Genomic DNA, 19,186 nt, shown 5'->3' on the forward strand with positions numbered 1-19,186 from the left:
GAATTTCAAGCCCTTTTCTCGCGCCTGTCGGGTTAGATCAAACGCAATTATCAAAGTCCAGGCCGCTTATGTGGATGGCAGCTGTTTTCCGGCACTGAAGCCGGAAAGCGGCCCGGGTGTTGCAGTACACATACTGTCACCCGACAGGAATACGGTTTGTGGCGGTATGCACATCCGAAACTTCGGCACGGAAGCGGTATTAACCCCCCTTTCTGTACGTCCCGAAGTGGTTATGCCCGGTACTGTAATCGGTTGTAGTGCTTCAGGACGTCACGGTGGGCACCTAAAAGGTGCCCAAATAAACATAGAGAATGTGGAGACACCCATGCAAACCGACACGACTCGCGAGAACTCGCAGGGTACTGATTCAACTCTGGATCTGTCTGCGACCGCGCCAGGCCAATTGCGCGTGATCAAACGTAACGGAACCGTGGTTCCTTACACCGATGACAAGATCACCGTCGCCATCACCAAAGCGTTTCTCGCAGTTGAAGGCGGCAATGCAGCTGCCTCGTCGCGCATTCACGACACCGTTGCGCGCCTGACCGAACAAGTCACGGCAACCTTCAAGCGTCGCATGCCATCGGGCGGCACTATTCACATCGAAGAAATCCAGGACCAGGTTGAACTGGCCCTGATGCGTGCCGGCGAGCAAAAAGTCGCTCGCGACTACGTGATCTACCGTGACGCCCGTTCCAAGGAACGCGCCACTCGCGCACCGGCCGAGACTGAAGTGCAGGCTCACCCGTCGATCCGCATCACCCGCGCTGACGGCACCTTCGCACCGCTCGACATGGGCCGCCTGAACACCATCGTCACCGAGGCCTGTGAAGGTCTGAAAGAAGTCGACGGCGATCTGATCCAGCGCGAAACCCTGAAAAACCTGTACGACGGCGTGGCTCTGAGCGACGTTAACACCGCACTGGTGATGACCGCCCGTACGCTGGTTGAGCGCGAGCCGAACTATTCGTTCGTCACCGCCCGCCTGCTGATGGACACCCTGCGCGCCGAAGGCCTGAACTTCCTGAACGTGGCTGAAAGCGCTACGCATCACGAAATGGCCGACCTGTACGCCAAGGCATTGCCGGCCTACATCGCCAAAGGTATCGAGTTCGACCTGCTGAACCCTGTGCTGGCCACCTTCGACCTGGAAAAACTGGGCAAGGCGATCAACCACGAGCGCGATCAGCAGTTCACCTACTTGGGCCTGCAAACCCTGTACGACCGTTACTTCATCCACAAGGACGGCGTACGTTTCGAACTGCCACAAATCTTCTTTATGCGTGTGGCCATGGGCCTGGCAATCGAAGAAAAGCAGAAAGAAGACCGTGCGATCGAGTTCTACAACCTGCTGTCCTCGTTTGACTACATGGCGTCGACGCCGACCCTGTTCAACGCCGGTACTCAGCGTCCGCAACTGTCCAGCTGCTACCTGACCACCGTGCCGGATGACCTGTCGGGCATCTACCACGCGATCCACGACAACGCCATGTTGTCCAAATTCGCAGGCGGCCTGGGCAACGACTGGACGCCGGTTCGTGCTCTGGGTTCGTGGATCAAAGGCACCAACGGCAAATCCCAAGGCGTGGTTCCGTTCCTCAAGGTCGTGAACGACACCGCCGTGGCCGTGAACCAGGGTGGCAAGCGTAAAGGCGCCGTGTGCGCATACCTTGAAACCTGGCACATGGACATTGAAGAGTTCATCGAGCTGCGCAAGAACACCGGTGATGACCGTCGTCGTACCCACGACATGAACACCGCCAACTGGGTGCCTGACCTGTTCATGAAGCGCGTCTTCGATGACGGCCCGTGGACCCTGTTCTCGCCATCCGAAGTACCGGACTTGCACGACCTGACCGGTAAAGCCTTCGAAGAGCGTTACGAGTACTACGAAGCACTGTCCCAGTACCCGGGCAAGATCAAGCTGTTCAAGACCATTCAGGCCAAAGACCTGTGGCGCAAAATGCTGTCCATGCTGTTTGAAACCGGCCACCCGTGGATCACCTTCAAAGACCCGTGCAACCTGCGCAGCCCGCAGCAGCACGTGGGCGTTGTCCACAGCTCGAACCTGTGCACCGAAATCACCTTGAACACCAACAAGGACGAAATTGCGGTCTGCAACCTGGGTTCGATCAACCTGCCGAACCACATCAAGGACGGCAAGCTGGACACCGACAAGCTGAAGCGCACCATCGACGTGGCCGTACGCATGCTCGATAACGTGATCGACATCAACTACTACTCGGTGCCGCAAGCGCGCAACTCGAACTTCAAGCACCGTCCAGTGGGCCTGGGCATCATGGGCTTCCAGGACGCGCTGTACCTGCAGCACATTCCGTACGCCTCCCAAGCCGCTGTCGAGTTTGCCGACAAGTCGATGGAAGCGGTCAGCTACTACGCCATTCAGGCGTCCTGCGACCTGGCTGACGAGCGTGGCGCTTACGAGACGTTCCAGGGTTCGCTGTGGTCCAAAGGCGTATTGCCGCTGGATTCGCAACAAATCCTGATCGAGCAGCGCGGCCAGAAGTACATCGACGTTGACCTGAACGAAACCCTGGACTGGGCACCGGTTCGCGCCCGTGTACAGAAAGGCATTCGTAACTCCAACATCATGGCCATCGCACCGACCGCAACCATCGCCAACATCACTGGCGTATCGCAGTCGATCGAACCTACCTATCAGAACCTCTACGTGAAATCGAACCTGTCGGGCGAATTCACCGTGATCAACCCGTACCTGGTGCGCGACCTTAAAGCTCGCAATCTGTGGGACTCGGTCATGATCAACGACCTGAAGTACTACGACGGTTCCGTGCAGCAGATCGAACGCATTCCGCAAGAGCTCAAAGAGCTGTATGCCACTGCGTTCGAAGTCGACACCAAGTGGATCGTTGACGCGGCCAGCCGCCGTCAGAAGTGGATCGACCAGGCTCAATCGCTGAACCTGTACATCGCGGGTGCTTCGGGCAAGAAACTGGACGTGACCTACCGCATGGCCTGGTACCGTGGCCTGAAAACCACTTACTACCTCCGTGCCCTGGCCGCGACCAGCACCGAGAAGTCGACCGTCAACACGGGCAAGCTCAACGCGGTATCGAGCGGCAAAAACAGTGAAGACGTGGTTGCAGCTCCAGCCGGTCCAGCACCGGTGCCTAAAGCTTGTGCGATTGACGAGCCGGATTGCGAAGCTTGCCAATAAGCTGAGCTGGTCAGGCGGGATAACCGCCTGACTCAAAAACCCCCGTTCAAACCCTGGTAGCAGTTGGGTTTAAACGGGGGTTTTGTTTTATGGGGATAACCATCACGGCTCAGCTGTGTGCCCAGACGGGTTAACTCACAACACTGTGTGCCTGGAAATCGGCGATTTGCTGCCACATCGCGACGGGGTTGGAATACATCGGGAAATGCCCACAGTGCGCGATGGGCGCCAACCGCACCCCGTGAGCCTGCAAATGCGGCAAGTAGGACAACGAGGCATTCTGCTCTCCGTACATGAACATGCGCGGGCATTTCAAGCCGAGAAAGGTGCTCATCAGGTCGCCGTTGTCAGACAAATCGACCATTGACTGGAAGATCCCGCGCACCGCGCCAGCCTGCACTTTATGGCGCAAGCTCGCCGAATACAGCGCACTGGCATAAGCCGGAGCGTGACGCACACGGTCGATAAAGGCAGCGAAAAAAACCTCGGGATCATCGCTCGGGTAGTCGACAATCTGGCGGCTGAGAAAGCAGTCTTCCGGGGCGACATTGCCCTCAATATCAACGAAACTCAGCACCCGGCCCGGACACTGATGGGCAAGCATCAACGCGGTCAGCCCACCCATTGAATGGCCGACCAGATGAAAGCGCTCAATGCCAAAATGCGCCAGCACCTGTAATGCCGTCTGCACCAAAAAGCCAATCGAAACAGCAGAGCAATCATCGCTGCGGCTCTCGCCGCAACCCGGTGCGTCATAGGCAATAAAGGGATGACCTGCAAATGCGGGCTGCTGCACGATGTCGGCATAGTCTTCTTTGGTCGAACCAAAACCATGCAGAAACACGATCGGCGCGAGGGTGCCGTCGCGATGGATGGCGGCCACGTTCAACGCGATCCCCTCCACCGTCAGAGGCAGTTGCACATGGATGAACGGTTCAGGGCAAGGCACGTTGGCAACTCCTGGAGAAAAAGGTGTGCCAGGCCACGCTGGCTGGCAAGCAGGCGGGTAATGTCACGGCAATCGGCTGGGCTGTAAATTCCTCAATCGCGAACGCTTTCATACGCCAAACCTATCAACTCAAGACGGACGGCGAAACCGCGCCACCACCTCTTCCACCAGAGGGTTAGAGCGCTCGGCATTCCACGCCACAGCCGTGGTGACGACATTGAGCTTCTGACTCAGCGGCCTGAACACGACGTTATCCGGCGCCAGCTTTTTCAACGCCGCCGGCACCAGCGCGATGCCCTGCCCATAGCTTACGAAGGCGATTTGCGAAGCGACTGAACGCACCTCATGCAACACCCGCGGGGAAAAACCACTGGCCCGACAGGTGGCAATCAGGTTGTCGAAATAGACCGGGCTGACCTTGCGGGAAAACATCACCAAAGGCTCATTGGCCAGGCTGGCCAGACTGATTCGGGTGCGCGAGGCCAATGGGTGATCGCCGGGCAACGCAACCATCAGACGATCTTCCAACAGCGGCAGTGACCGAATCGTATGACCCAAGTCGCCATCCAGGCGAGCAAACGCCAGGTCGATGTCCCCGGACTCCAGCGCCGGAACCGCTTCCACGCTGTCAATCTCGCGCACCGACACCGTGAGTTGCGGATAAGCATGCTTCAACTGCTCGATCAGCCCCGGCAAGACATCGAACATGGCCGTGGAAATCGCGCCGATGGTCAACATCCCGGTCTGCCCCGCGACCGCCTCCTCCACCGCCAGTTCGAGGCGCTCCAACTGCTCGGCAAACTTGCGCACGGCTGGCAGAATCGCCGCCCCTACCGGGGTCAAGGTTGCACCTCGCCGCGACCGGTCAAACAACTTGACCTTGAGCGCGTGCTCCAGCACTTGAATCTGCTCGCTCAGGGGCGGCTGGGACATGCCCAGACGCTTGGCCGCGCGGCCAAAATTCTGCTCCTCGGCGACTGCCAGGAACAACCAGAGATGACGAATCAGACGAAAATTGATCATGTTCAATCCATAGGTTTAACGTATCTAACGCTTCTGTGAATAGGAATATACCTATCAAAGCGCCTCGCCGACACTGAGCCCCTCATCACTACAGGGCTCTGCCATGACCCAAGCATGTTTGCTCAATCGACTGTTCGCGCTCGACACCAACACGGTCTCCGAAGCGCTCGACTTCCTTGGTTTGCCGGGGGCCACGGTGGGGCTGCGTCCTCTGTGGAACTGCGCAAAGATCGTCGGCCGCGCCAGCACCGTATTGCTCGCCGCCAAAACTGACAGCACACCGACAGCGCATCTGATTACCCCGGTGGTGGAGCAGATCGCCAGTGATGACCGCGTGCTGGTAATCGCCGGTGGAATCGAAGGCATCTCCTGCTGGGGTGACATCCTTGCCAACGCAGCGGTCAGCAAGCGGGTGCGCGGCACCGTCATCGACGGCTTCAGTCGCGATATCGACGCCAATGCCGAGATCGGCTACCCGATTTACGGACGTGGCGTGACCATGATCAGTGCTCGCAACCGGGTGGTCCAGATCGCAGCGGCCGTGACCCTCAACGTGGCGGGCGTTGAGGTCAGTGAAGACGACTATGTGATTGCCGACACCTGCGGCACGGTGTTCGTGGCACAAGACTGCATCGAGCAAGTGCTCGAACTGGGCGAGCGTATCGCCCGGCGTCAGGACGTCATGCTCACGGCTGTTCGCCGTGGACGCCCTGTAACCGAAGTGATGCATGACACTCAATTTGACGCCATCCAAGCGGAGCACGCCTGATGAACAGTGACGATAAAGAACTGCTGGCCTTGTTCGAAGGCCTGGACACCCCGGGCGTATCCGACGCGCTGGACAAACTCGGTCTGCCGGGCCAATGCCTGGGCGTGGCACCGCTGGGCAATTACAGCCAGGTCATCGTCGGCCCCGCCTTCACCGTGCAGTATGTGACGGCCAGTGTGCCGCCCGGCACCGTGGGCGACTTCATCGAATACGTGGCGCCGGGCGATGTGGTGGTCATCGACAACGCCGGGCGCACCGACTGCACCGTGTGGGGCGACATCATGACCCAGTACGCCGTGCAGCGGCAGATCGCGGCAACCGTCATCGACGGGGTGTGCCGGGATGTCAACAAAGCCCTGAGCGATGGCTACCCGATATTCAGCAAAGGCCGCTTCATGCGCACCGGTAAAGACCGGGTGCAGGTCCAGTCCGTCAACCAGCCGGTGTCCATCGGCACGGCGCGGGTCTGCTCGCGGGACATTGTGGTAGCCGACGCCAATGGCGTGGTGATTGTTCCTCGGGACCGCGCCCGCGAAGTCGCGGCGGTTGCCCGACACATCGAATCCGTGGAAACCGATATTCGCGAGCTGCTCAGCCAGGGCCAAACCCTCAAAGAAGCCAGGGCCGCACTGGGTTACCACCATTTACAGAGAAAAGCCTGATGACCATGCTCCCCTTCCCGCTGGACTTTCACGAGCGCGCAAAAGCACTGGGCAGCTCAACACTTTACGAAGCGGCGCACCTGCCTTGCGCGGTTGACAGTGCGATTCGCCCACTGTTTGACGGCGCTTTCATCGCCGCCCCTGCCTACCCGCTGGAATGCTCGCCGGGTGACAACCTCGGCCTGCATCTGGCCATGGAGCGAGTACCGCGCGGCAGCGTGCTGGTGGTCGGCACGGGAGCCTTCATCGCGGGCTATTGGGGCGAAGTCCTCACCGTGGCGGCTGAAGCCGCGGGCGTGGTCGGCCTGGTGATTGATGGCGGCGTGCGGGATGTTGCCGCCATCAAGAAACGCCAATTTCCCGTGTTTACGCGAGCCATCTCGGTGAAAGGCACCGTCAAGGCGAGCGCGCCCTCAGTGGGGCAACCCTTTAACTTCAACGGCGCATGGGTGGCGCAAGGCGATCTGGTGGTCGTCGACGATGACGGCGTGATCATTGTTCCCAAAGCCGAAGTGGCCCGCACCCTGGCTGAAGGCGAGGCGCGCGCCTACAAGGAAACGCAAATGATGCAGGCCTTGAGCGACGGCCGCTCGACCTTGGAGCTGATGAATCTGGCGCACTGGAGAACCCGCGGATGAGCACTGATATACAACGCCTGAATCGGCACCTGGCCGGTGCACAACCTTCCGCGACGTATCAGATCATGGACCGTGTTGCACAGCGCCGGGCACAAGGCGCACCGATCATTTCACTGTGCGCGGGCGAACCTGATTTCGATACCCCCCGCCATGTGCGCGATGCGGCCATCGCGGCCATCGAGCAGGGCCATACCCGTTACACCCAAGTGGCGGGCGAGCGTTCATTGCGCGAGGCAGTGGCCGCCAAGTTTCGCCACGAAAATGAACTGCACACCAGTTGGGAAGACACCCTCGTCTGCAACGGTGGCAAACAGGTTATTTTTAACGCTCTGGCCGCGACCCTCAATGAAGGCGATCAGGTCATCGTGCCAGCGCCGTATTGGGTCAGTTACCCCGAGATGGTCCATCTGTGCGCAGGTGAAGCGCGAATCGTGACCTGCGAAGCCACTACCGGCTTCAAGCTGACCCCCACGGCGCTGGCCGCAGCCATTACGCCGCAGACCCGCTGGCTAATTCTCAATTCGCCTTCCAATCCGACCGGTGCGGTGTACAGCCGGGAGGAACTGCAGGGTTTGGCCGAGGTACTGCTGGCCCATCCCCACGTGTTGATTCTGGCCGATGAAATCTACCAGCATCTGATCTTCGACGACCAGACGTTTTACTCCCTGGCCCAAGTCGAACCGCGGCTGGCACCGCGCACCCTGACCATGAACGGTGTGTCCAAGGCCTATGCCATGACCGGCTGGCGCATCGGTTTTGCAACGGGTCCACGCTGGATGTTGCAGGCCATGGAGAAACTGCAAGGCCAGCAGACCTCGGGAGCCAGTTCCGTTTCACAACAGGCTGCGCTTGCCGCGCTGCAAGGGCCCAAGGATTTCATCCAGCACACTCGCGCCGTGTTCCAGCGTCGGCGCGATGTGATGGTGGCGCTGTTGAACGCTACACCGGGGCTTGAATGTGTCAGTCCGGCCGGGGCTTTTTACGCGTTCGTGTCCTGCGCCGGCTTGATCGGCCGAACTTCAGCCGCCGGCCGTGTGCTGCACACCGACACAGACGTTGCCCATGCGTTGCTCGATGAAGCGAATGTGGCGGTGGTGCCTGGCAGTGCTTTTGGCCTGGCGCCTTACATTCGTATCGCCTATGCCCTGGATGATGCGTCATTGCGAAAAGCCTGTGAGGCCATCCGCCAATTCTGCGAGTCCTGCGTAACGCTGGATGGCTGACGATAAGCTCGCGTGGGCGCTGCGGTTTTTGCTGTCGGGATCCCGGCAGACAGGTTTAGCGACTGCTGCGCAGCCTTCGTGCCTCGTCCGCGGCTACAGGATTGCGCCGCTTTCTGAATGGTGAATTGGCTTCAATGGGGTAGTCTCTCTCCCTACGCCCGGCCTGAATGCACCACCGCGCGGCTCACTGTTCACCCTCAATCCTTCGCACGCCGCTCACAGGGCGTATGACCGCAGCCCAACGACAGGAACGCCCATGAACATCATCAATGCCACCTTGCGTAAAACTTCAGGCCTGTACACCGTCCGTTGCGAAGGCGAGCGCATCAGCGCCATTACCTTGCAGAACGCTAGCGTAGCGGCGCAGCCCGGCGATATTGACGCACAAGGGCAACTGCTGATTGCGCCGCTGGTCGAGCCACACATTCATCTGGACGCGGCCTTGACCGCGGGCCAGCCCGAGTGGAATCAGAGCGGTACGCTGTTCGAAGGCATTGAGCGCTGGGCCCAGCGCAAGGAAACCATCACCCACGAAGACACCAAGCAACGTGCCCACACCACTATTCGGATGCTCGCCGAACATGGCATTCAGCACGTACGTACCCATGTCGACGTGACCGACCCGACGCTGGGCGCGCTCAAGGCGATGCTTGAAGTCCGTGAAGAAGCCCGCCACTTGATTGACCTGCAAATCGTCGCCTTCCCGCAAGAAGGCATCGAGTCTTACGAGGGCGGCCGCGAGTTGATGACCCGCGCCGTGGAACTGGGCGCCGATGTGGTGGGCGGCATCCCGCACTTTGAAAACACCCGGGATCAGGGCGTCAGTTCGATCAAATTCTTGATGGACCTGGCTGAACGCACAGGCTGCCTGGTGGATGTGCATTGCGACGAGACCGACGACCCGCAGTCACGCTTTCTCGAAGTGCTGGCCGAAGAAGCACGGGTACGGGGTATGGGCAGTCGGGTGACCGCCAGCCACACCACCGCCATGGGCTCTTACGACAACGCCTACTGCTTCAAACTGTTCCGCTTGCTGAACATGTCAGGCATCAACTTTGTCTCCTGTCCAACCGAGAGTATTCACTTGCAGGGACGCTTTGACAGCTTTCCCAAACGCCGTGGCGTGACCCGTGTGGCGGAACTGGACCGTGCCGGGATGAATGTGTGTCTGGGTCAGGACTCGATCAAGGACCCGTGGTACCCGCTGGGCAACGGCAACATTTTGCGCGTGCTGGACGCCGGTTTGCATATCTGCCACATGATGGGCTTTGAAGACCTGCAACGGTGTCTGGATCTGGTCACCGACAACAGCGCCCGCACCCTCAATTTGGGCGAGGGTTATGGCATCGCCGAGGGACGACCGGCCAATCTGGTGATACTGGACGCCGACAGTGACTACGAAGCCGTGCGCCGTCAGGTCAAGGCCCGTGTCTCGATACGGGGTGGCAAGGTGCTGATGACACGGGTGCCTGAGCGCGTTGAATTCACCGCTGCCTGAGCGCGCATCTACAAAAACAAAAAAAGCCCAAAAGGGCTTTTTTTGTTAACCATTCCCGCTATCAGGTCATCTGAATAATGGTCTGCATGATGGTGCTTTGAGTCGAGATGGTTTTGGCGTTGGCTTGGTAGTTGCTCTGCGCCTTGATCAAATCGACCAATTCGCTGGTCAGGTTAACGTTGGAATCTTCCAGCGAGCTGGACACAATGGCGCCCAGCGTACCCACTTTCGGCGCGTCGTAGCCTGCTTGACCCGAAGCGAAGGTTTCTTTCCAGCCGGTGCCGCCCGCAGGCTGCAAGCCCTGCTCATTGGTGAAACTGGCCAACGAGATCTGACCGATAGCACGGCTTTGGTTGTTACTGAAGTTGGCGAACAATACGCCTGAGCCGTCGATGCTCAGGTTGTTGATCTGGCCGGTGGCGTAACCGTCTTGAGTCGGCGGATTGCGCGAACTGTCGGTGTTGTACTGAGTGGTCTTGGCCATGTTGATGGCAATCCCGTTAGCGTTAGCCGCGGCGCCGTTGGAGACCCAGTTACCATTGACCGTAGCGCCCGGCATCCAGTTGCTCACGGTCAAGGTGCTGCTGACGATGTCAGGCTGACCCGCTACCGGGTTGGGCGTGGTCACGCTGGTCAGCGCACCGGCCGAGTCGAATACCATGGTCGACGGCACCGGGGCTACGGCGTTGGTACCCGTGACCGCCGTACCGTCAGGGTTACGCCCGTCGATCAGGGTGTAAGTCTCCCAGGTGTTGGAACCCGTTTTGACCATGTACTGGTCCATCGGGTGCGCATTGCCCTGCGTGTCGTAAATAGTGGTGCTGAATTTTTTGCTGTAGCTGGCGGTTTCGTTCGGATCGAACGCATTCACCGTCTGATCGATCACGTCCGAGGTGGAATTGAGGTTGATGGTCGAGTCCACGGTGCTGCTGGCCTTTGGGGCCAGGTTGGACGTATCAATGCGCAGGTCAGTCATCACGCCGTTAATAACCTTGCCGTTGGCGTCCACGCCATAACCCTGCAAGCGCTGGTTGCCATCGGAGCTGGTCACATAGCCATCTTTATCGGCCTTGAACGTGCCGGCACGGGTGTAGCTCAAGGCGCCGTTGTCACTCAGCACAAAGAAACCGCTGCCTTGAATCCCCATGTCCAGCAGGTTGCCGGTGTTATTGATCGCACCTTGACTGAAGCTTTGCGACACATTGGCCAGGTTGACGCCACTGCCGATGGTCTTGCTGCCGACGCCCAGCTTGCTGGCCGAGTACACATCGGCAAATTCTGCACGGGAGGATTTGAAACCCGTGGTGGCGACGTTGGCAATGTTGTTGCCGGTCACGTCGAGTTGCTTGTTAGCCGCGTAGAGGCCGCTAAGACCGATATTGAATGACATGGTTATCTCCTTGAAGCGTATGAGTCGGCTTAGGGTTTAGAGGCCAATAGTCTGGACTTTGGACATGGCAATGCTGCCCAGACCCGCGAGGTTGAGCATGATTTCGCCCCCGGTCTTGCTCAGCGTCACGCTGTTGACCGTGGCCGGCAGGTAGGTGGTGAGGGCCGTGCTGCCGGTGTCGGTTTTGTTCGCTGCGGTAAAGGTGTAAGAGCCTTTTTCCAGCAGTACGCCCTCGTCATTCTTACCGTCCCAGGTAAATTCACTGTTGCCGGCTTGCTGTGTGCCCAGATCCAGGGTTCTGACCACTTCACCGTCGGCATTGGTAATGGTGACTGTCGGCGTGGAGTTGGCATCAGCGACCACCACCGTGCCGTTGAACGCCTTGCCACTGGCCGGGTCGACATAGGCTTCGCTGGTTTGCACGATCACCGAGCGGCCCACCAGTGACGAAGCCTGCAAGGCTTGCGAGGACTGGAAGTTGCCCGAGATCGAATTCACCGTGTCATTGAGGGTGGTTATGCCTTCCAGGCTACTGAACTGCGCCAACTGCGCGACAAACGCGGTGTTGTCCTGCGGGTCCAGCGGGTTCTGGTTTTTCAGCTGGGTCACCAGCAATTGCAAAAATGCGTCCTTGCCCAGCGAGGAACTGCCGGACACCGCCTTGGAAGCCGCCGCCAGACTGTTGTCGGTCGTGGCGGTCTGGGCGGAGTTGGCGAGTACCTGATTGAGGGTCAAGCCGCTGGTGGAATCGGTCACACTCATTTGCCTTGCCCCTTATCACTGACCGAGGGTCAGCACCTTCTGCATCATGGTTTTGGCGGTGTTCATCATTTCCGCGTTGGTCTGAAACGAACGGCTGGCGGAAATCATGTCAGCCATTTCTTCGACCACGTTGACGTTGGGGTAATACACATAACCCTTGGCGTCGGCAGAAGGATGATTGGGCTCGTAACGGGCTTCGAGGTTGCTCTGGTCTTCGACCACACCCAACACCTGAACGCCCTGACCTGCGGCATCCTGATTATTGAACAGCGAATCGCCGGTGCCGTTTTGCGCGCCCTGAAACATCGTGGCAAACACCGGATGACGTGCGCGGTAGGTCTGATCGAGGCTCGACGAAACGGTTTCGGCGTTGGCGATGTTACTGGCGACGGTATTCAGACGCGTGGTCTGGGCGCTCATGCCGCTGCCGGCAATATTGAACACACTGGCTAGAGACATGAATTACTCCCCGCGCAGGGCTGACATCAGCCCTTTGAATTTACTGTTGAGCAGGGTGAAGCTGGCCTGAAAGTTGACCGCATTCTCTGCATAGTTCGACTGCTCAAGCTGAGCGTCCACGGTGTTCTGGTCGATTGAGGGCTGCATCGGCGTGCGGTACTGGAGCGTTTCGTCGCCCATGCTCAGGCCTTGGGCTTCGATATGGCGGCTGTTGGTCTTGTTCAAGGCAAACGTGCCGTTCTGGTTTTTGTCGTTCTGCGCCGCGAGCACAGAAGCGAAATCCAGATCCCGCGCTTTATAGTTCGGGGTATCGGCGTTGGCGATATTGTTGGCCAGGACTTCAGCGCGCTGGGCACGAAAGCCCAGGGCTTGCTCATGGATACCCAGCGCTTTATCGAAGCTGATGCTCATGTCGGGAAACCTTTGTCAGCTGACCTGAAACGGATTCAGGTGTGGATGACAGGTACAGAGCAAACCTCGTGCCAGATTGAACAATCGCCTGTTTAAGGGCTTTGCCGGGCGAATGAGCGGCGGCAATGCCAGAAAAGCGGCAAAGGCTGACCGCTGACTGCCGCTTTTCTGCCGCCCGGTCGCACGTACTTCCTCGTAGCAGCTGCCGAAGGCTGCGTCCGATTGCGCAGCGATCGTAACAATGAACACTCAGGTTTAGCGCTCAGCGACGACTGCGTCGCCGAACGCCGCCTTCGGCAGCTGCTACGGGTGAACGCAAGCCTATTTTGCCTGATAGATGATCCCGGGGCTGCATTGCACCATCTGGTAATGGTCGGGCAAACCGTTGAGGGCTTCGGACGCACCCAGAAACAGGTAACCGCCCGGCTTCAAGGTGCTGTGGATTCGCAGCAAAATGTCTTTTTTCATTTCAGCCGAGAAGTAGATCAACACATTGCGACAGAACACGACGTCAAATTTGCCAAACGCGGCGTAGCTGTCCAACAGGTTGAATGAACGAAACTCCACCCGATTCTTGATCGGTGCCTTGATCACCCAGCGCCCCGGCCCCTTGGGTTCGAAATAGCGCTGCAAACGCTCCTGCGACAAACCACGACCAATCGCCAGATTGTCGTATTCGCCGGTTTTGCAGGTGTTGAGCATCAGGCTGGACAAATCAGTGGCAAAGATCTGCGCCCCCGCCTTCAACTGCCCCGGATTACTGCGTTCAAACTCGTCAATGCTCATCGACAGCGAATACGGTTCCTGCCCCGATGAACACGCCGCCGACCAGATACGCAAGCGCTGCCCCGGATTGGCCTTGATGAACTCAGGCAACACCTTGTTCTTCAACACTTCAAACGGGTAGGTATCACGAAACCACAAGGTTTCGTTGGTGGTCATGGCATCCACCACCTGTTCGCGCAGCCCGCTGCGAGGCTGGCTTTGCATGCGCTGAATCAGCTCACCCAGCGACTTGATGCCCTGCTGCTCCATCAGCTTGTTAAGGCGGCTCGAAACGAGGTACTGCTTGTTCTCACCCAGCACAATGCCACAGGCTTTTTCCAGGAAACCCCGGAACTGTTCAAAATCCAAATTAGCCGTCGACAAATGATCCTGCCTCTTAAATCGTGTTGACCGCCAGGGACTGACCCTGGCTGTGGTCTGCTGCTTTAATCCGGTCAACTACCCGGGATGCCAGGTCATCGGGCCGAAACTTGGCCAAAAAGTCATCAGCACCGACTTTCTTGACCATCGCCTGATTGAAAACCCCGGACAAAGAAGTATGCAGAATGATGTGCAATTTTTGCATGCGTGGATCGTTGCGAATCTCGGCTGTCAGGGTATAACCGTCCATTTCTGGCATCTCGATATCCGAGATCATCATCAGAAACTCCTCGGCCGGGTCTTTGCCCTCCTCGACCATCTGGCGCAGATAGTTGAGCGCCTGACGGCCGTCGTTCAGCGATACCACCTCGACCCCGACCGTTTGCAGGCAACGGGCAACCTGCTTGCGCGCCACCGATGAATCGTCAACGGTCAGCACCCGTAACGACAATGCCCGGGCCTGCGTGTCGACATCCACCACCCCGTGAGAAATGGTCTCGGGGGTAGGCGACACTTCAGCCAGCACTTTTTCCACATCAATGATTTCGACCAATTGGTCGTCCATGCGGGTGACAGCCGTCAAGTAATGGTCACGGCCTGCGCCCTGGGGTGGCGGATGAATGTCTTCCCAATTCATATTGACGATGCGTTCGACCGAGCGAACCAGAAAGCCCTGAGTCTTGGTGTTGTACTCCGTGATGATGACAAACGGATTGTCCCGTTCTTTCAGTGGACCCGAGCCCGTGGCCATAGCCAGATCAAGAATCGGAATCGTCGCACCACGAATGCTCGCCACGCCGCACACCACCGGATTGGATCGAGGCATCATCGTCAGTTTGGGGCATTGCAGCACCTCCCTGACCTTGAACACATTGATCCCGTAAAGCTGCGGCCCGTCCAGACGAAACAGCAGCAGCTCCAGACGGTTCTGCCCCACCAATTGAGTGCGCTGGTTAACCGCATCCATCACCCCAGCCATACTCAGCTCCTTTTAAAACTTTAAGTTACGACACGCGCCGCCCGGTAATCGGCACGGGCTTTGCTATTTATCTTTCATGAACACCAAAACGACAAATTCCTGCCGCGAGTCCAACCCCTTCAGCCTGCGCCGTCGCTGCCTGAGTCTGTTGGCAATGGCGTGCCTGCTTAGCTTAGGCAAATATTCCTACGCAGATGCCTTTACATCTCCTACGCAACTTATCGGCGTCACTCAGGGCTTTCTTGAGTTCAGCGTCGAAGACTACCTTGCCACTGGTCAGATAGATGGGCGTTATGAGATTCAAGTGAACAATCTCGACCCCCGCTTGCGTCTGGCCGAGTGCGACAGAGAATTGACAGCCACCCTTGAAAGCCCGGCCCAGCCCATGGGCCGAGTGATCGTGCGGGTGCGCTGCGAAGGTGCCTCGCCCTGGACCATCTTTGTCCCCGCTCAGGTGCGGCTTTTCCGCGACGTAGTGACCGTCACCCACCCCCTCAAACGCGGCATGGTGGTGGACTACGCCGATGTCACCCTGCGCGAACGTGACGTCAGCCAAATCAATCAAGGCTATATCACCGCAACCGAACTGGCTGTGGGGCAAAAACTGCTGCGGCCCGTAGTGACCGATCAAGTGTTGACCCTGACGCATCTGCAGCAAAACGCCGCCGTTCGAAAAGGCGACCACGTGGTTATCAGTGCTCGCAGCGGTACATTAAGCGTCAAGATGCCCGGCGAGGCGCTGTCGGACGGCGGTCTCAGCGAGCAGATACGCGTCAGAAACCTGAACTCCAAACGCGTGATCAAGGCGCGGATCACCGGGCCCGGTCAAGTCGAGGTGGCACTGTAAGCTTTTCTGGCATCAGTCTCGTGACTTTCCTACACTGTCACCTGACCCAGATCAGTACCCGCTTACTCAGACCTATGATTAATCGAGCCTAAAGTTTTTCCGGGTATGGCCGAAAACATGGCAAGCGTCCAAATACCCAGAGGTTTTTCGTTATGGTTATCGACTTCAGTCGTCTTAACAGCGCGCCGCCAGTGACCGGCAGTACGCGCAGCAACGCCAATCAGGAAGCAGGCAGCGCCACGCAAGCGGCCCCCGCACAAAGCCCTGAACCCACCACCAGTGCCCCAAGCGGTGAGTCGGTAAGCTTGAGCCCGCAGGCTCAGCAGTTACAAAAAATCAGCGATTCATTGCGCGATCAACCGGTGGTTAACAGCCAACGAGTCGCCGACCTCAAACAAGCCATTGCCGATGGCAGTTATAAAGTCGACAGCAGCCGGGTCGCCAGCAAACTGCTAGACATCGAAGCCCAGCACTAGCCCTCAGGGCGGGTGCCAGGCTTTTGGACGCTTAACTCCCAGAGCCCGCCATGCACGACGAAAATTTGCTGCAACTGATCAATGACGACCTGGCACCCGCCGAGCAACTGCTCGGCTTGTTGCAGGAAGAGTCCATCGCCCTCAAAGGGCGCGACATGGTGCACCTGGAATACATTCTGGCGCGCAAACATTCGTTGATCATTCTGCTCGATCAACATGGCCGCAAACGCAGTGAGATTTTGGCCAGCCTGGGTCTGAGCACCAATCGCAAGGGGCTTGAAGGCCTCGCCAGCCATTCAAGCGTGGGTGAGCAGTTGCTCAGTCAAAGCGATGCCCTGAACCAGTTGCTTGCTCAGTGCCACGCCGCCAACCAGCTCAATGGCCAATCGATTCAGACGCAACAGGCGATTACGGCCAATCAATTGCGCATCCTGCATGGCGGCGAAGTTCCCTCTTTGTACACCGCACGCGGCACCACATCGATGCTGAACAAGCCCCGCGCTTACAGCCAGGTGTGAACCCGAGTCGTCACGCAGCCTAGCGAGACGCGCAACATGATGGCAAAATGCCGCACTCTTGTGTTGCTGTACTTTGCCTGGAGACCGATGAACCGTGTTCGATGCCCAAGATGCTCCGCAGCCGCCCAAGGTGCTGACCACCCCGTTGGAAATTGCCTCCAACCTGCGGTTGCTACAAGAGAGCCATGACCCGCTGATCATCACATTCCAGGACCGCACCCAGCGTTTCCAGAGCTATGTGGTGGATGTAAACCGTGAGAACAACAGCCTCACGCTGGACGAAATGATCCCGCGAGACGGTGAGCGTTTTCTTGAAGCGGGTATCCCTTTTCGGGTCGAAGGCTTCCATGACGGCGTACGAATTGCCTGGGAATGCGCCACCGCACTGACTATTGATGACATCAGCGGTCATCGCTGCTATCGCGGCGCCCTGCCTGGCGAAGTGGTCTATCACCAGCGCCGAAATGCCTTTCGCGCGGCGTTGAGGCTGGCCAATCTGGTCAATGTCGAAGTGGCGGGCGACAAGCTTAAAACCCCGATCAAAGGCAAATTGCTGGACGTCTCCGCCACAGGCTGCAAGCTGCGCTTTGAGGGTGATATCAGCCAAAGTATGCAATTGGGTCAGGTGTATGAACGTTTTAATGCTGCCCTGCCCTTTGGCGCCATGTCGACACCGGTCGAGATGCGTTACCTGCATTTTGAAGAGCGATTGAACATCACCTTTGCCGGCATGCGCTTTCACAATATCAGCGGTGCCGTGCAGCGCCAGGTCGAACGTTTTGTCTATCAACTGCAGCGTGAAGCTCGGCAGTTCGATAAAGACGACGATTATTGACTGCCCGCCACCTGCATCGCCCAGAGGCCACTTTAATGTGGCCTTTTTTATGCCCTGAATGCGCTTCAGCCTTTTTCATGTAAGAGACTGCCGACATCAACCAGTAAGCCGTCTCACTCAAAACACGCTTTAAACCCCCATCAGCTTTAGACCCGTCTTACAGCCATTCTCAGTATCGCCTTGCACACTTGCGCCACCGAAAAAGCCCTGATTGGTGATTGACCTCAGGTGCTCTCCAGCGCAAGGAAATAGGCCAATGACTGACAGCATCCAGCCCGACGTACCGACCCTCCTGTTGCAACTCAGAGACTGCCTGGCCGATTACCGACTGCAAACTTCGAAATGGTACGGCGGCATGCTTGCCGCTGAACAAAAATTCAGTGCGGGCGACAGTGCCATCACCCGCTCAATCGAAACCAAGGCAGCGGTCACTCGTTACGCCCTATGCAAGAAAGACGGCACGCTGACCCTGATTCACGCCTTTGAATCCGCGCACTTCGTGCCGATTGGCAACACCCCTGTGCGTCTGACGCCAATAAGCTCCAGCCGACCGAATTCAAAAATAGTGCGAGAGGACTATTTTGGTCATATCAGTAAGGTTGAGACCTACGGCGAAGACATCAACACCTTCATCGACGACAGCGGCATAAAGCTGCTCGAAGGCTGCAAACCCGATCAGCGCTACCGCGTCACCTTCTACCCAAAGACCACACCGCAACAAATCGACGCCTACTTCGACTCCTATCAAGGACTGCTTAACGAACTCGGCGACTGGCTCTCGCAGCAATGGAACAGCGAATTCCAGCCGCTCTGGCACGCCTATGACAACGCCAGTAACGCAGAGCAACTGCTGCTGCACGCACAGAGCGCCCTCAAGGGGTTTGGCGACACGCTGATCGGACTTTGGGACAGCCTGATCTCAGTGTTCAAACTCATCACTCACCCGAAAGAAAACTTCGAAAAACTGAGCAAGCTTCTCTCCCAACAACAACTGGCCGACCTCATAAACGCCTCCGCCCAATCGCTGCAAACCCTCTATTTAATCGCCAGCGACGAACCGCTGCTGTGGGCGTATTTCTCCACCTTCCAAGCTTGGCTGCAATTACTGCCGCCACTCCTGTGCACTGAACTGGTCGCGCGTCTGGGCAGCGAAGTGCTGATTGACATCCTGATTGGTGTGATCCTGACCGGCGGGCTGGGGTTGGCGGTGAAATACACCGCCAAGGCCGTTGAAAAAATCACCGTCACCGCCAAAGCCACCCACCTGCTGGACAGCTTTATCGACCTGCTGCTGCGCACCAGCAAAGCCCGCTCAACCCAACATACACAAATAAGCAAACCCATCCTGTTGCACGCCGACGCGCCGCTGAACACCGGCACAAAAGGCAAGGTCGACCTCACC

General features: G+C 58.0%; 18 protein-coding genes and 1 pseudogene. 11 read left to right on the forward strand and 8 right to left on the reverse strand.

The genetic code is table 11. The annotated features are described in order from the left end of the window. Nucleotides 1-325 precede the first annotated feature (325 nt). Nucleotides 326-3,199 carry a ribonucleoside-diphosphate reductase subunit alpha gene (locus GHN86_RS16395; RefSeq protein WP_153378739.1) on the forward strand — a complete coding sequence of 958 codons (2,874 nt, stop codon included), beginning with the start codon at nt 326-328 and terminating at the stop codon, nt 3,197-3,199. 130 nt (nt 3,200-3,329) lie between these two features. Here the strand turns inward: GHN86_RS16395 and GHN86_RS16400 are convergent, their stop codons facing one another. Together GHN86_RS16400 and GHN86_RS16405 are read right to left on the reverse strand one after the other, a co-directional pair. Next, a complete protein-coding gene (locus GHN86_RS16400) occupies nt 3,330-4,148 on the reverse strand; it encodes an alpha/beta hydrolase (RefSeq protein WP_323369279.1) in 819 nt (272 codons plus the stop codon). A gap of 129 nt (nt 4,149-4,277) precedes the next feature. Further along, on the reverse strand, nt 4,278-5,171 hold the full coding sequence (locus tag GHN86_RS16405; protein WP_153378740.1) for a LysR family transcriptional regulator: 894 nt from the start codon (nt 5,169-5,171) through the stop codon (nt 4,278-4,280). A gap of 103 nt (nt 5,172-5,274) precedes the next feature. Between GHN86_RS16405 and GHN86_RS16410 the strand changes: the two genes are divergently transcribed. From GHN86_RS16410 to codA, 5 genes are all read left to right on the forward strand, one after another. Further along, complete coding sequence (locus GHN86_RS16410) at nt 5,275-5,940, forward strand: RraA family protein (protein ID WP_153386938.1); 666 nt, start codon at nt 5,275-5,277, stop codon at nt 5,938-5,940. After that, entirely contained in the window at nt 5,940-6,602 is a 663-nt protein-coding gene (locus tag GHN86_RS16415; RefSeq protein ID WP_153386940.1) for an RraA family protein, read from the forward strand. Before GHN86_RS16410 ends, GHN86_RS16415 begins: the two co-directional genes overlap by 1 nt. Beyond that, nucleotides 6,602-7,240, forward strand: coding sequence for an RraA family protein (locus GHN86_RS16420; protein WP_153386942.1), 639 nt, complete (start codon nt 6,602-6,604; stop codon nt 7,238-7,240). The genes GHN86_RS16415 and GHN86_RS16420 overlap by 1 nt, the downstream gene beginning before the upstream one ends. Then, the gene (locus GHN86_RS16425) at nt 7,237-8,463 is read left to right on the forward strand and encodes a pyridoxal phosphate-dependent aminotransferase (RefSeq protein ID WP_153378746.1); all 1,227 of its coding nucleotides are present in this window, start codon (nt 7,237-7,239) and stop codon (nt 8,461-8,463) included. The genes GHN86_RS16420 and GHN86_RS16425 overlap by 4 nt, the downstream gene beginning before the upstream one ends. Nucleotides 8,464-8,719: 256 nt before the next feature. Further along, on the forward strand, nt 8,720-9,961 hold the full coding sequence (codA, locus tag GHN86_RS16430; protein WP_153378747.1) for a cytosine deaminase: 1,242 nt from the start codon (nt 8,720-8,722) through the stop codon (nt 9,959-9,961). A 61-nt stretch (nt 9,962-10,022) separates the two neighbouring features. Here the strand turns inward: codA and flgE are convergent, their stop codons facing one another. From flgE to GHN86_RS16460, 6 genes are all read right to left on the reverse strand, one after another. After that, the gene (flgE, locus tag GHN86_RS16435) at nt 10,023-11,351 is read right to left on the reverse strand and encodes a flagellar hook protein FlgE (RefSeq protein WP_153378748.1); all 1,329 of its coding nucleotides are present in this window, start codon (nt 11,349-11,351) and stop codon (nt 10,023-10,025) included. Between the two features lie 36 nt (nt 11,352-11,387). Continuing rightward, a complete protein-coding gene (locus tag GHN86_RS16440; RefSeq protein ID WP_153378749.1) occupies nt 11,388-12,113 on the reverse strand; it encodes a flagellar hook assembly protein FlgD in 726 nt (241 codons plus the stop codon). Between the two features lie 15 nt (nt 12,114-12,128). Further along, nucleotides 12,129-12,572 carry a flagellar basal body rod protein FlgC gene (flgC, locus tag GHN86_RS16445; protein ID WP_153378750.1) on the reverse strand — a complete coding sequence of 148 codons (444 nt, stop codon included), beginning with the start codon at nt 12,570-12,572 and terminating at the stop codon, nt 12,129-12,131. Between the two features lie 3 nt (nt 12,573-12,575). After that, nucleotides 12,576-12,983, reverse strand: a complete 408-nt coding sequence (flgB, locus tag GHN86_RS16450; RefSeq protein ID WP_122783070.1) for a flagellar basal body rod protein FlgB — start codon at nt 12,981-12,983, stop codon at nt 12,576-12,578. Nucleotides 12,984-13,304: 321 nt separating this feature from the next. Next, nucleotides 13,305-14,132, reverse strand: a complete 828-nt coding sequence (cheR, locus tag GHN86_RS16455; protein ID WP_122783069.1) for a protein-glutamate O-methyltransferase CheR — start codon at nt 14,130-14,132, stop codon at nt 13,305-13,307. Nucleotides 14,133-14,145: 13 nt separating this feature from the next. After that, complete coding sequence (locus tag GHN86_RS16460; RefSeq protein WP_153378751.1) at nt 14,146-15,108, reverse strand: chemotaxis protein CheV; 963 nt, start codon at nt 15,106-15,108, stop codon at nt 14,146-14,148. A gap of 76 nt (nt 15,109-15,184) precedes the next feature. Here GHN86_RS16460 and flgA point away from each other — a divergent pair, with 76 nt between their 5' ends. The 5 genes and pseudogenes from flgA to GHN86_RS16485 all read left to right on the forward strand — a co-directional run. Then, nucleotides 15,185-15,955, forward strand: coding sequence for a flagellar basal body P-ring formation chaperone FlgA (gene flgA, locus GHN86_RS16465; protein WP_153378752.1), 771 nt, complete (start codon nt 15,185-15,187; stop codon nt 15,953-15,955). A gap of 152 nt (nt 15,956-16,107) precedes the next feature. After that, nucleotides 16,108-16,431: a flagellar biosynthesis anti-sigma factor FlgM gene (gene flgM / locus GHN86_RS16470; RefSeq protein WP_153378753.1), complete on the forward strand. Its 324-nt coding sequence runs from the start codon at nt 16,108-16,110 to the stop codon at nt 16,429-16,431. 50 nt (nt 16,432-16,481) lie between these two features. Then, complete coding sequence (locus GHN86_RS16475) at nt 16,482-16,949, forward strand: flagella synthesis protein FlgN (RefSeq protein ID WP_153378754.1); 468 nt, start codon at nt 16,482-16,484, stop codon at nt 16,947-16,949. Nucleotides 16,950-17,043: 94 nt separating this feature from the next. Next, nucleotides 17,044-17,784 carry a flagellar brake protein gene (locus tag GHN86_RS16480; RefSeq protein ID WP_323369281.1) on the forward strand — a complete coding sequence of 247 codons (741 nt, stop codon included), beginning with the start codon at nt 17,044-17,046 and terminating at the stop codon, nt 17,782-17,784. Nucleotides 17,785-18,040: 256 nt separating this feature from the next. Beyond that, nucleotides 18,041-19,186 (forward strand): annotated as a pseudogene (locus GHN86_RS16485) (hypothetical protein); the annotation flags it as partial.

The sequence above is a fragment of the Pseudomonas helleri genome (assembly GCF_009600315.1).
GTDB lineage: Bacteria > Pseudomonadota > Gammaproteobacteria > Pseudomonadales > Pseudomonadaceae > Aquipseudomonas > Aquipseudomonas helleri_A.

What these genes read in the sequence shown, in the direction of transcription:
- GHN86_RS16395 (WP_153378739.1), top strand. Translation starts at nt 326, where the DNA reads ATGCAAACCGACACGACTCGCGAGAACTCGCAGGGTACTGATTCAACT.
- GHN86_RS16405 (WP_153378740.1), bottom strand. Translation starts at nt 5,171, where the DNA reads ATGATCAATTTTCGTCTGATTCGTCATCTCTGGTTGTTCCTGGCAGTC.
- GHN86_RS16410 (WP_153386938.1), top strand. Translation starts at nt 5,275, where the DNA reads ATGACCCAAGCATGTTTGCTCAATCGACTGTTCGCGCTCGACACCAAC.
- GHN86_RS16415 (WP_153386940.1), top strand. Translation starts at nt 5,940, where the DNA reads ATGAACAGTGACGATAAAGAACTGCTGGCCTTGTTCGAAGGCCTGGAC.
- GHN86_RS16420 (WP_153386942.1), top strand. Translation starts at nt 6,602, where the DNA reads ATGACCATGCTCCCCTTCCCGCTGGACTTTCACGAGCGCGCAAAAGCA.
- GHN86_RS16425 (WP_153378746.1), top strand. Translation starts at nt 7,237, where the DNA reads ATGAGCACTGATATACAACGCCTGAATCGGCACCTGGCCGGTGCACAA.
- codA (WP_153378747.1), top strand. Translation starts at nt 8,720, where the DNA reads ATGAACATCATCAATGCCACCTTGCGTAAAACTTCAGGCCTGTACACC.
- flgE (WP_153378748.1), bottom strand. Translation starts at nt 11,351, where the DNA reads ATGTCATTCAATATCGGTCTTAGCGGCCTCTACGCGGCTAACAAGCAA.
- GHN86_RS16440 (WP_153378749.1), bottom strand. Translation starts at nt 12,113, where the DNA reads ATGAGTGTGACCGATTCCACCAGCGGCTTGACCCTCAATCAGGTACTC.
- flgC (WP_153378750.1), bottom strand. Translation starts at nt 12,572, where the DNA reads ATGTCTCTAGCCAGTGTGTTCAATATTGCCGGCAGCGGCATGAGCGCC.
- flgB (WP_122783070.1), bottom strand. Translation starts at nt 12,983, where the DNA reads ATGAGCATCAGCTTCGATAAAGCGCTGGGTATCCATGAGCAAGCCCTG.
- GHN86_RS16460 (WP_153378751.1), bottom strand. Translation starts at nt 15,108, where the DNA reads ATGGCTGGGGTGATGGATGCGGTTAACCAGCGCACTCAATTGGTGGGG.
- flgA (WP_153378752.1), top strand. Translation starts at nt 15,185, where the DNA reads ATGAACACCAAAACGACAAATTCCTGCCGCGAGTCCAACCCCTTCAGC.
- flgM (WP_153378753.1), top strand. Translation starts at nt 16,108, where the DNA reads ATGGTTATCGACTTCAGTCGTCTTAACAGCGCGCCGCCAGTGACCGGC.
- GHN86_RS16475 (WP_153378754.1), top strand. Translation starts at nt 16,482, where the DNA reads ATGCACGACGAAAATTTGCTGCAACTGATCAATGACGACCTGGCACCC.